At 63.8% G+C, this 11,835-nt stretch carries 10 protein-coding genes; all 10 read right to left on the reverse strand.

Going from position 1 to position 11,835, the window contains the following annotated elements; genetic code table 11:
• Positions 1 to 201: 201 nt before the first annotated feature.
• A complete protein-coding gene (locus NGJ21_RS04850; protein WP_251961898.1) occupies positions 202 to 975 on the reverse strand; it encodes an SDR family oxidoreductase in 774 nt (257 codons plus the stop codon).
• A complete protein-coding gene (locus NGJ21_RS04855) occupies positions 972 to 2,183 on the reverse strand; it encodes an O-succinylhomoserine sulfhydrylase (RefSeq protein ID WP_039603172.1) in 1,212 nt (403 codons plus the stop codon). The genes NGJ21_RS04850 and NGJ21_RS04855 overlap by 4 nt, the downstream gene beginning before the upstream one ends.
• A 16-nt stretch (positions 2,184 to 2,199) precedes the next feature.
• Positions 2,200 to 3,705 (reverse strand): amidophosphoribosyltransferase, encoded by a 1,506-nt coding sequence (purF, locus tag NGJ21_RS04860; protein WP_251961899.1) that lies wholly within the window; start codon positions 3,703 to 3,705, stop codon positions 2,200 to 2,202.
• A gap of 42 nt (positions 3,706 to 3,747) precedes the next feature.
• Positions 3,748 to 4,305: a CvpA family protein gene (locus tag NGJ21_RS04865; RefSeq protein ID WP_012313468.1), complete on the reverse strand. Its 558-nt coding sequence runs from the start codon at positions 4,303 to 4,305 to the stop codon at positions 3,748 to 3,750.
• A 117-nt stretch (positions 4,306 to 4,422) separates the two neighbouring features.
• Positions 4,423 to 5,082, reverse strand: a complete 660-nt coding sequence (locus tag NGJ21_RS04870; protein WP_115275640.1) for an SPOR domain-containing protein — start codon at positions 5,080 to 5,082, stop codon at positions 4,423 to 4,425.
• Positions 5,083 to 5,086: 4 nt separating this feature from the next.
• A complete protein-coding gene (folC, locus tag NGJ21_RS04875) occupies positions 5,087 to 6,373 on the reverse strand; it encodes a bifunctional tetrahydrofolate synthase/dihydrofolate synthase (RefSeq protein ID WP_174141812.1) in 1,287 nt (428 codons plus the stop codon).
• A complete protein-coding gene (accD, locus tag NGJ21_RS04880) occupies positions 6,373 to 7,266 on the reverse strand; it encodes an acetyl-CoA carboxylase, carboxyltransferase subunit beta (RefSeq protein ID WP_012313465.1) in 894 nt (297 codons plus the stop codon). Before accD ends, folC begins: the two co-directional genes overlap by 1 nt.
• Positions 7,267 to 7,489: 223 nt before the next feature.
• Complete coding sequence (locus NGJ21_RS04885; protein WP_012313464.1) at positions 7,490 to 8,110, reverse strand: phosphoribosylanthranilate isomerase; 621 nt, start codon at positions 8,108 to 8,110, stop codon at positions 7,490 to 7,492.
• Positions 8,111 to 8,170: 60 nt separating this feature from the next.
• On the reverse strand, positions 8,171 to 9,025 hold the full coding sequence (gene truA / locus NGJ21_RS04890; protein ID WP_046786531.1) for a tRNA pseudouridine(38-40) synthase TruA: 855 nt from the start codon (positions 9,023 to 9,025) through the stop codon (positions 8,171 to 8,173).
• Positions 9,026 to 9,123: 98 nt separating this feature from the next.
• The gene (locus NGJ21_RS04895; protein ID WP_251961900.1) at positions 9,124 to 11,814 is read right to left on the reverse strand and encodes a motility hub landmark protein FimV; all 2,691 of its coding nucleotides are present in this window, start codon (positions 11,812 to 11,814) and stop codon (positions 9,124 to 9,126) included.
• Positions 11,815 to 11,835 lie beyond the last annotated feature (21 nt).

The following is an 11,835-nucleotide window of genomic DNA, read 5'->3' on the forward strand; positions in this document are numbered from 1 at the left end:
GCCGCGAAATTTACGCAGGTGCCGATGCTAAGTCAATAGCCCCGTTGATTTTTTTTTTGAAAAGGGTGGGAGAGCAGTTGCAAGCTTCAAGCTGCAAGCCGCAAGAAAAAGCCAGGTGGTGCTGGCCCGATTTCCAAGCCCGGCAAATGACGAAGGGACCTCACGGCCCCCTCTTGCAGCTTGCAGCTTGCAGCTTGCAGCTCAGCTATAGATCATCTTGCGCGTCATGCCGCCATCGACCACGAACTCCTGGCCAGTGACGAAAGCTGCCTGGCGCGACAACAGCCAAGCAACCATGGCCGCCACGTCTTCCACCGTCCCTACCCTGCCCGTCGGATGCTGGGCATGGTCGGCATCGCTCAACGGCTCGGCACGGCGTTGCGCAGGGTCGCGCGTATCGATCCAGCCCGGGCTCACGGCATTGACGCGGATCTCCGGGCCCAGGCTCATGGCCAGGGCATGGGTCAACGCCACCAGGCCGCCCTTGCTTGCTGCATAGGCCTCGGTATCCGGCTCGGACTGCCGGGCACGGGTCGAGGCCAGATTGACGATCGCACCATTGTGCGCTCGCAAGTAAGGCGCACAGTGCTTGGCCAACAGCATCGGGCCGCTGAGGTTGACCGCCAGCACACGGTTCCATTGCGCCAGGCTCAGGCTCTCCAGGGTCTGGTTGTGCGGGTTGGCGATGGCCGCGTTGCACACCAGCGCGTCCAGCCGCCCGAACTGCCCCAACACCTCGGAAACCCCGGCACTGACCTGGGCTTCGTCGGCTACGTCCATGGTGATGAACCAGGCGTTTTCACCCAGGGCCTTGGCAACCTTGGCGCCGCGAGGGCGGTCCAGGTCGCTCAGCACCACCTGCCAACCCTCGCAGATCAACCAGGCAGCAACGCCCAGGCCGATGCCGCGTGCGGCACCGGTTACCAGGGCTACCCGGCCGTTATGGCCCGGCCCGCCGCCCTTCCAGTCGATCACAGCGCTGCCAGCCCACGCGCAAGGTCGGCTTGCAGGTCAGCCACGTCTTCCAGGCCGACGGCAACGCGGATCAGGCTGTCGCGAATACCCGCAGCCTCACGCTCCTGCGGCGTCAGGCGGCCGTGGGAGGTGGTGGCCGGGTGCGCGATAGTGGTCTTGCTGTCACCCAGGTTGGTGGTGATCGAGATCACCCGCGTGGCATCGATGAAGCGCCAGGCGCCTTCCTTGCCACCCTTGACCTCGAAACTCACCACCGCACCAAAGCCGCTCATCTGGCGCTTGGCCAGTTCGTGCTGCGGATGGCTTGGCAAGCCGGCGTAATGCACCTTCTCGATACCCTCCTGCTGCTCCAGCCACTCGGCCAGTTGCTGAGCGCTCTGGCAGTGCGCACGCATGCGCAGCTTGAGGGTTTCCAGGCCTTTGGTGAAGATCCAGGCGTTGAACGGGCTGAGGGTCGGGCCGGCGGTGCGCAAAAAGCCCACCACTTCTTTCATCTGCTCGCTGCGCCCGGCCACAACACCGCCCATGCAACGGCCCTGGCCGTCGATGAACTTGGTAGCGGAATGGAACACGATGTCAGCGCCAAGCTTGAGCGGCTGCTGCAGCGCCGGGGTGCTGAAGCAGTTGTCCACCACCAGCATGGCACCACGGGCATGGGCAATCTCGGCCAGCGCGGCAATGTCCACCAGTTCGGCCAACGGGTTGGAAGGCGACTCGAGGATCAGCAGCTTGGTATTGGCCTTGATGGCCTTGTCCCAACCCGCCAGATCGACCAGCGGCACGTAGTCCACTTGTACGCCGAAACGCTTGAAGTACTTCTCGAACAGGCTGATCGTCGAGCCGAACACGCTCTGCGACACCAGCACATGGTCGCCGGCGCTGCACAACGACATCACCACGGCGAGGATCGCCGCCATGCCGGTAGAGGTGGCCACGGCCTGCTCGGCACCTTCCATTGCCGCCAGGCGCTCCTCGAAGGCACGCACGGTCGGGTTGGTGTAGCGCGAGTAGACGTTGCCCGGGGTTTCACCGGCAAAGCGCGCGGCCGCATCAGCGGCCGTGCGGAAGACATAGCTGGAGGTCAGGAACAGCGCTTCGCTGTGCTCCGCCTCCGGTGTACGGTTCTGACCGGCACGCACCGCCAGGGTGTCGAAGCCGACACCCTCGAGGTCACTGTCCAGTCGCCCGGCATCCCATTGATCCGTCATGCCGTCGCTCTCCAAATCAGTTGTTGTAGAGGTCGATGATCGCGCTGACCGCCTGGTTCTTCACCTTGGCCAGGTCATTGCGAGCCTGCTCGATGCGGTCGAGGTAGGCCTCGTCGATGTCGCCAGTGACGTATTCACCGTTGAACACCGCGCAATCGAAGTGCTCGATCTTGATCTTGCCGCCACCGACCGATTCGATCAGGTCCGGCAGGTCCTGATAGACCAGCCAGTCGGCGCCGATCAACTCGGCCACCTGATCGGTAGTGCGGTTGTGGGCGATCAGTTCGTGAGCGCTCGGCATGTCGATGCCGTAGACGTTGGGGTAACGCACTGCAGGGGCCGCGGAACAGAAGTAGACGTTTTTCGCGCCGGCTTCGCGGGCCATCTGGATGATCTGCTTGCAGGTGGTGCCGCGTACGATCGAGTCGTCGACCAGCATCACGTTCTTGCCGCGGAATTCCAGCTCGATGGCGTTGAGCTTCTGGCGCACCGATTTCTTGCGTGCAGCCTGGCCGGGCATGATGAAGGTACGGCCAATGTAGCGGTTTTTCACGAAGCCTTCGCGGAACTTGACGCCCAGGTGGTTGGCCAGCTCCAGGGCGGCGGTGCGGCTGGTGTCAGGGATCGGGATGACCACATCGATGTCGTGGTCCGGGCGCTCGCGCTGGATCTTCTCGGCCAGCTTCTCGCCCATGCGCAAGCGCGCCTTGTATACCGAAACGCCATCCATGATCGAGTCCGGACGGGCCAGGTAGACGTGCTCGAAGATGCACGGTTGCAGTTTCGGGCTTTGAGCGCACTGCTTGGTGTACAGCTGGCCTTCTTCGGTGATGTACACCGCTTCGCCGGGCGCCAGGTCGCTGATCAGGGTGAAGCCGAGCACGTCCAGGGCAACGCTTTCCGAGGCGATCATGTATTCAACGCCTTCGTCGGTATGACGCTGGCCGAACACCACCGGGCGAATGCCGTTGGGGTCACGGAAGCCGACAATGCCATAGCCGGTGACCATCGCCACCACGGCGTAACCGCCGACGCAGCGGCTGTGCACGTGGGAAACGGCGGCGAACACGTCTTCTTCGGTGGGCTGCAGCTTGCCACGCACCGCCAGCTCATGGGCGAACACGTTCAGCAGCACTTCCGAGTCGGAGTTGGTGTTGACGTGGCGCAGGTCGGACTCGTAGATCTCCTTGGCCAACTGCTCGACGTTGGTCAGGTTGCCGTTGTGCGCCAGGGTGATGCCGTACGGCGAGTTGACATAGAACGGCTGGGCTTCGGCCGAGGTCGAACTGCCCGCAGTCGGGTAACGGACGTGGCCGATACCCATATGGCCTACCAGGCGCTGCATGTGGCGCTGCTGGAAGACATCGCGCACCAGGCCATTATCCTTGCGCAGGAACAACCGGCCGTCGTGGCTGGTCACGATACCTGCAGCGTCCTGGCCGCGGTGCTGGAGGACCGTAAGCGCGTCATACAGCGCCTGATTGACGTTCGACTTACCGACGATACCGACGATGCCACACATGCGACGCAACCCCTACTTTGATGAAACTTGAGTGAATAGCGCTCAAGGCTTTGCAGGCCCGAGCAACTGTTCCTTGAACGGGAGATCAGCCGGAGTGCTGATCACCCCACTGGACATCCACTGGCTGGTGAAACCCAGGATCAGGTTCTTCGACCAGTCAGCGACCAATAGAAACTGTGGTATCAGGCGAGATTCCTGCCACCAGGTATCCTGCTGCACCGGCCCCAGGCTGAGCAGGCCGATGGCGACCACCACCAGCAAGGCTCCGCGCGCCGCGCCGAAGGCCATGCCGAGAAAACGATCGGTACCGGACAGCCCGGTCACGCGGATCAGCTCACCGACCAGGAAATTGACCATCGCGCCCACCAGCAGGGTGGCGACGAAAAGAATGGCGCAGCCAGCGATGATGCGCATCGATGGGGTCTGGATGTAGCTTTCAAGATACACCGAGAGCGACCCACCGAACATCCAGGCGACTGCACCGGCAATGATCCAGATGAGCAGGGACAAGGCTTCCTTGACGAAGCCGCGCTTGAGACTGATCAGTGTGGAAACGGCGATGATCGCGATGATCGCCCAATCAACCCAGGTAAATGCCACGGTGCTGCCTGCAGACGTTTGAGGCGGCGCATTTTACCAGAGCAAAGGGCCGGGAGTAAGCGGAATGTCAGGCCGATTGGCCAGCCCGCAGATGGGCTGCAGGGCAGCCCCCTGAAATCAACCGCGTTCTGGCTGGAAACGGATCACAAAGCCCTTCAGCTTCTGCTGCCGATTGATTGCATCACGCAGGCGCTCAGCCTCGGCACGCTCGATCAGCGGACCCACATACACCCGATTCATGCCACCGGCCGAACGAATGTAGGCATTGTAACCCTGGCTGCGCAGGGTTTTCTGCAGGTTCTCGGCTCCGGCGCGATTGGACAGGCTGGCCAGCTGGATCGACCAGCTCACCGGCAAGCCGTTGACGTCGATTTTCGACGGTGCGGTAGCGCTTGCTGCTGGCGCAGGCGTAGCGGCCGGCTGCACCTGGGCCTTGGATGCCGGAGCAGGCGCCTGCGGCTTGGGCTGAACTTGAGCCTGGGTTTGCGGCGAAGGCGTGATCGGCTGGCTCGGCGTGGCCACCGGGGCCGAGGACTCATTGACCACCACAGGTGCCTGCTGCGGCTCTTGCGGCAGCGGTTGCGGCTCGGGCACTGCAACCGGCTCTACCTTGACTTCAGGCAAGCTCGGCATCGCTGGAGCCTGCGGGGCCTCGACGCGCACCTGGCGCATTTCGTCCTCGCGGGTGAACAGCATCGGCAAGAAAATCACCGCCAGCGCCACCAGCACCAACGCACCCACCATGCGCTGTTTCATCCCTTTATCCAGCACTGCCATCTACTCACCCCTCCAGGGCCTGCTGCCCCAGCCATTCCAGGGCCTCGGCAACACAGAAAAACGAACCGAACAGCAGGATCTGGTCATCCGCCGTCGCCTGAGCGCATTGCCCATCAAGAGCGGCGCCGACGCTGGAATAAGACTTCACCGACGCGCCGAGGTTCGTCAAGGCGCCGACGAGTTCGGCGGCCGGACGGCTGCGCGGTGACTGCAAAGGCGCCACCGCCCAGTCGTCGACCAGGCCCTGCAACGGCGCCAGGACGCCTGCCAGGTCCTTGTCCGCCAGCAGGCCGAAGACTGCCAGGCGCCGGCCCTTGAGCGGTCGCGCTGACAGGCGACGCGCCAGGTATTCTGCTGCATGGGGGTTATGCCCCACATCCAGCAACAGCTCCACGCGCTTGCCTTGCCAACTGAACGTGCGACGGTCCAGCCGCCCGGTGATACGGGTATCGAGCAGCGCCTGACGAATTTGCCCGGCATCCCAAGGCAGCCCCATCAGCAAATAAGCCTGCAGGGCCAGGGTGGCGTTCTCCATCGGCAGGTCGAGCAGCGGCAGGCCTGACAGCTCCACCACCGCGCCATCTGCTGCTGTCCCGCGCCAGTGCCAGGTACTATCGGCACTGGTCAGATCGAAGTCACGCCCCCGCAGGAACAACGGCGCCGCCAGTTCACGCGCCTTGTCCAACAGTGGCCGAGGGGGATCCAGGTCACCGCACAGTGCCGGCTTGCCCGGGCGGAAGATGCCAGCCTTCTCGAAGGCTACCAACTCGCGGGTATCGCCCAGGTAATCGACATGGTCGACGCCGATACTGGTCACCAGGGCCAGGTCGGCATCGACGACGTTCACGGTATCCAGACGACCACCCAGGCCTACTTCAAGCACCACGGCATCCAGCCCGGACTGGTAGAACAGCCAGAATGCCGCCAGGGTGCCCATCTCGAAATAGGTAAGGGAAATCTCGCCTCGCGCCGCCTCGACGGCCGCAAAGGCTTCGCACAGGCGCTCATCACTGGCCTCCTGACCATCGATCAGCACCCGTTCGTTGTAACGCAACAGGTGTGGCGAGCTGTACACGCCAACCTTGAGCCCCTGGGCACGCAGCATCGACGCCACGAAGGCACAGGTCGAGCCTTTGCCGTTGGTGCCGGTGACGGTCACCACACGGGGCGCCAGCTTGCCCAGGGCCAATCGTGCAAGCACCTTTTGCGAACGCTCCAGCCCCATGTCGATGGCCGAGGGGTGCAACTGCTCGAGGTAGGCGAGCCATTCGCCCAGGGTTCTGTCTTTCATCAGGCGACCGCAGCGGCCTCGCGTGCCTGCTCGGGAGTTTCCTGGCCGGTCATCTGCGCCAGCAGACGCGCCAGGCGTGGACGCAGCTCGCCACGCGAGATGATCAGGTCGATGGCGCCGTGCTCCAGCAGGAACTCGCTGCGCTGGAAGCCCTCAGGCAGCTTTTCGCGCACGGTCTGCTCGATCACGCGCGGGCCGGCAAAGCCGATCAGCGCCTTCGGCTCACCGACAATGACATCGCCGAGCATCGCCAGACTGGCGGAAACACCGCCGTAGACCGGATCGGTCAATACGGAGATGAACGGAATGCCCTCTTCGCGCAGGCGGGCCAGCACGGCCGAGGTCTTGGCCATCTGCATCAGCGAGATCAGCGCTTCCTGCATGCGCGCACCACCGGAGGCCGAGAAGCAGATCATCGGGCAGCGGTTTTCCAGGGCATGGTTGGCGGCGCGGACAAAACGCTCACCGACGACGGCGCCCATGGAACCACCCATGAAGGAAAATTCGAAGGCACTGACCACGATCGGCATGCCCATCAGGGTACCGCTCATGGAGATCAGGGCGTCCTTCTCGCCGGTCTGCTTCTGGGCACCGACCAGGCGGTCCTTGTACTTTTTGCCATCGCGGAATTTCAGGCGGTCGACCGGCTCCAGCTCGGCACCCAGCTCGGCACGGCCTTCAGCATCGAGGAAGATGTCGATGCGCTGGCGTGCGCCAATACGCATGTGGTGGTTGCACTTGGGGCAGACATCCAGGGTCTTTTCCAGCTCCGGACGATACAGCACGGCCTCACAGGCTGGGCACTTGTGCCACAGGCCTTCTGGCACCGAGCTCTTCTTCACCTCGGAACGCATGATCGAAGGGATCAGTTTGTCGACTAACCAGTTGCTCATGCTTTATTTCTCCAGTATTGGCGGGCGGGGACCAGTCTGGCCGGCCATGCCCTGCCCTTTGAGCTCAAATTCTTCTGTCAAACGATGACGAACCGGCCACAGGGGCTGCCTGCGTACCGCACCGTCTTCAACGTATTCTTTGGCCAACCGGCATGCCGGCAGCCGCCCCGCAGGGCTGCGATAGCTATGGACGATGGCGCGCAGCCAGCCGTCACATCTGGCATCACGCCTGTTTCACCGCGCGCATGAACGCTTCGATCTTCGCCGCGTCCTTTATGCCCTTGGCCTGCTCCACACCACCACTGACATCCACCGCATACGGCCGTACCTGGGCGATGGCCTGGCCGACATTGCCGGCCGACAAGCCTCCGGCGAGAATGATCGGCTTGCTCAGCCGTGAAGGCACCAGCGACCAGTCGAACGCTTCGCCAGTACCACCGGGTACGCCGGCAACATAGGTGTCGAGCAGGATGCCACGCGCACCGGCATAGTGCCGGCAGGCAGCCTCCAGGTCGTCACCCGGGCGCACTCGCAGCGCCTTGATCCAGGGGCGGTGGTAGCCTTCGCAGTCAGCCGGGGTTTCGTCGCCGTGGAACTGTAGCAGGTCCAGCGGCACAGCCTCGAGGATCTCGTTGAGTTCGCAGCGCGAGGCGTTGACGAACAGGCCGACCGTAGTCACGAAGGGTGGCAACTCGGCCATGATCGCCCGCGCCTGGCGCACGTCGACGGCGCGCGGGCTTTTGGCATAGAAAACGAAGCCGATGGCATCGGCCCCCGCCTCGGCGGCGGCCAGCGCGTCTTCTATGCGGGTAATCCCGCAGATCTTGCTGCGAACATTGCTCATGGACTGCAAACCCTGAGAAAACACTGAAAGGCCCGATGGTAGCAAAAGCGTTTTCGCCCGTCAGTCGGCCAACGCCTCGTAGCCAGTCAGAAAGTGTGGGCCAATGTAACGCTGTGGCAGCTGGAATTCCTCCGGGTACTCTACCTGCACCAGGTACAGGCCGTACGGATGGGCCGTCACACCGCCTTCGCGCCGGTTGCGCCCTTCCAGCACTTCACGGGCCCAGCCCGCAGGGCGCTCACCTGCACCAATGGTCATCAGCACGCCGGCAATGTTGCGCACCATATGGTGCAGGAAAGCGGTGGCCCGCACATCCAGCACGATCATCTGCCCGTGACGGGTGACCCGCAGGTGATGGATATGCTTGATCGGCGACTTGGCCTGGCACTGGCTGGCGCGAAAGGCACTGAAGTCGTGGGTACCCAGCAGGAACTGCGCAGCATCGGCCATGCGTTCTACATCAAGCGGCCGGTGATTCCAGGTCACTTCCTCGGCCAAGTGTGCCGGGCGGATCGGGTCGTTGTAGATGACATAACGGTAGCGCCGGGCGGTGGCCTTGAAGCGCGCATGGAAATCCGCAGGCATCGGCCGCGACCAGACCACACTGATGTCATGGGGCAGGTTGAAGTTGCTGCCCAGGGTCCAGGCGCGTTCGTCGCGATTGGCGCGGGTATCGAAATGCACGATCTGCCCACACCCATGCACACCGGCGTCGGTACGCCCGGCGCAGACCACCGTGATGGGCTCGTTGGCCACTTTCGACAGGGCTTGCTCCAGTGCCTGCTGGACACTGGGCACACCGCTGGCCTGGCGTTGCCAGCCGCGGTAGCGCGAACCCTTGTATTCCACGCCCAGGGCAATGCGGGTGAAGCCTTCGGCGGCCGATTCGGTGGCAGCGGTGTCGATGATGTCCAAGAGCGTGAAACCTGTGGGGCAATACGAAGTGCCGGGGATTATAACGACAACGGCAGCCTTGTTGGGCTGCCGTTGGTTTTACGCTGCAGGTGAGGCCTTCAGACCAGCCGGGACAGCATGTCTTCGGCTTCCTGACGCTGGGTGTCGTCGCCATCCTTGACCACTTCATCGAGGATGTCACGCGCACCCTGATGGTCGCCCATGTCGATATAGGCACGTGCCAGATCGAGCTTGGTGGCCACTTCGTCGCTGCCGGAGAAGAAATCGAAGTCCAGGTCGTCCAAAGGTTCCGGCTCCTGGGCAGCATCTGCAGCGGTGAAGTGCGGCGCCAGCGACGGCGACTCGAGATTCTGCGAGAGCTTGTCCAGTTCGGCGTTGACGTCGCTCAGCTCCGAAGCAAAGCTCTTGGCAGCCGGTGACTGGTCATCCAGCGACAGCGACAGGTCGAAGTCTTCCGGCAGCTCCAGCTCGGAAATCGGGTCGAACTCAGGGATGGAATCGAAAGCGGCCAGTTCGGCAGCAACGTCGACCGGCTCTTCCTCGACCGGTTCGGCAACGCTCGGCTCACCCATGTCCAGGTCGAAGTCCGCCAGATCATCGACGCTCTGCGGTTCGGCCTGAGCCTGCGCCAGCAAGGCTTCGAAGTCGGCATCGGCATCTGCTTCCTGCACGGCAGGATCAGCGGCGGCGAGCGGCTCGTCATTTACCTGCAGATCCGTCAACGCCGCTTCATCGAGCATCGGCGGTTCAAGGTCGTTCAGGGGCAGATCGTCACCCAGGTCAAGGTCGAAGGCACTGTCCAGACCATTGTCATCAAGGGCAGGCGCTTGAGCATCGGCCTCGGCTTGCGGTTCAGGTTCAGGCTCAGGCTCAGGCTCAGGCTCAGCAACAGCGTCAGGCTCAGGCTCGGCATCGACCTCTGCCGGCGGCTGCGCCTCATCCTGCAACAGATCCTGCACATACTGCTCATCCAGTTCGGCAGCCAGCGCCGCAGCCCCCAGCCCCGCTGCGGCGATGCCGAGCATGGCCGGGTAATGCTCCTTGAGCTGACTGACCTGCGCGATATTTTCTTCGCTGCCCGGCAGCTTGCGCTCCTGCTCCACGAATGCGCTGTGGTCACCCTGGCGCGCATAAACCTCCATCAGCTTCAACCGCAGGCCATCATGCTCCGGTTGCGCAGCGACGGCCGTCTCCAACAGGTCGGCCGCATGGTTCAGACGGCCGCTGGCCAGGCTCTGCTCGACCTCAGCTAACAGCTCGGCATTCGGGTCCTGTGCCGGTGATGGCGCGGCAACGGGGGCTGGGGCTACGGGTTTTTCCGCCGCAACGGCTGCAGCAGCCGAAGCCGCTACCACCGCCGGCGACAGGGTTACGCCAGGCGCCGACACTTCCAGCTCATCGAAGCTGCTCGAAGGCAGGTCGAGGTCGGGGTTACGCTCGCCCTCCTCGGCCAGTGCCCGCGCCATACGCAGGTGCTTTTCGGCCTCCTGCTGGGCTTTGCGTCGGCGCGCCAGCAGCAACAGCAGCAACAGCAGCACGAGGAATGCGGAACCTGCGATCAGGCCCAGCACCAACGGATTCCCCAGCATCTCATCCAGCGCGCCCGGCTGCTGGGCGGCTGGGGCATCCTCGCCAGCCGGGGCAGAGCCAGGCGCGGTGTCGACGGCAGCCGGCGCCGGTGCCACGACGGGCTCGGCGGGCGGTACCTGGGCGTTGCCTGCAGGCTGCGCCGGGGCCGATTCACCAGGCAAGGCGGCGGCCGATGCCGGCTCCCCGGCAGCACCCTGTGCCTCCAGGCGTGCCAGCTGGTCGTTCTTGAGCTGAATCAGGCGCTGCAGCTTGTCCAGCTGGCTCTGCAGGTCGCTCATCCGGCTCTTGAGTTCTTCATTGTCACGACGGCTGGTGTCCAGGCTCTCCTGGGCCACGGCCAGCTTGTCGTTGAGCGCCTTGGCATCGCCAGCGCCAGGCTGGTTGCCTGGGCTGACCAGGCGCAGGTTGTCGCCCCGGGCGATACGCTCGGGCGCCGCATCGGCAGCGCCGCGACGGGTGGCGTCCAACTGCCTGGCGCGGGGGCCGAGGCGCCGGCCCTCACGCCAGGCGGCGTACTGTTCGGCCACTTCGCGATTGGCCTCGGCCTGGGGGATGCTCTGGACCTGCTGACGATCGGGCAGGCGCAACACCTGGCCAACCTTCAACTGGTTGATATTGTTGCCGATAAAGGCATCCGGGTTCAGCGCCTGAATGGCGATCATGGTCTGCTGCACCGAGCCACCACTTTGGGTATTGCGCGCAGCAATCTGCCAAAGGGTATCGCGGCGTTTGGTGGTGTAGCTGCCGGCGCTGCTGGTTGCCGGGGTGACATTGGCCGCGGCAGGCTGCTCGCCCTGGGCCTTGGCCTGGTCGAGCAGCACACTGTAGTCACGCAGCAGGCGGCCCTGGGGCCACATCACCTGGACCAGAAACTTGACCACCGAGCCCGGCAGCGGCTGACTGGAGGTTACCCGCAGCACGCTCTTGCCATTGGGGTTGATCACCGGGGTAAAGCTCAGGTCCTCAAGGTAGCCCGGATACTCCACCCCGGCCTTGCTGAACTCTTCCGGCGGCGCCAGGCTTGGTGCCACTTCGGCAGCGGTGAGGTCGCGCACATCGAGCAATTCGATCTCGGCGTCCAGCGGCTGGTTCTGCGCCGACTTGAGCGTCAGCTCACCCAACCCCAGGGCGTTCGCCATGCCAGATGACAGCGCCGACGCTGCCGCCATGGCCAGAACCAGTTTGCGAATTCGAAGCATGACCTCATCCCTTGTATGAAT

Origin of the sequence: Pseudomonas sp. Marseille-Q5299 (assembly GCF_943737035.1) — a bacterium.
Classification (GTDB): Bacteria; Pseudomonadota; Gammaproteobacteria; order Pseudomonadales; family Pseudomonadaceae; genus Aquipseudomonas; species Aquipseudomonas putida_E.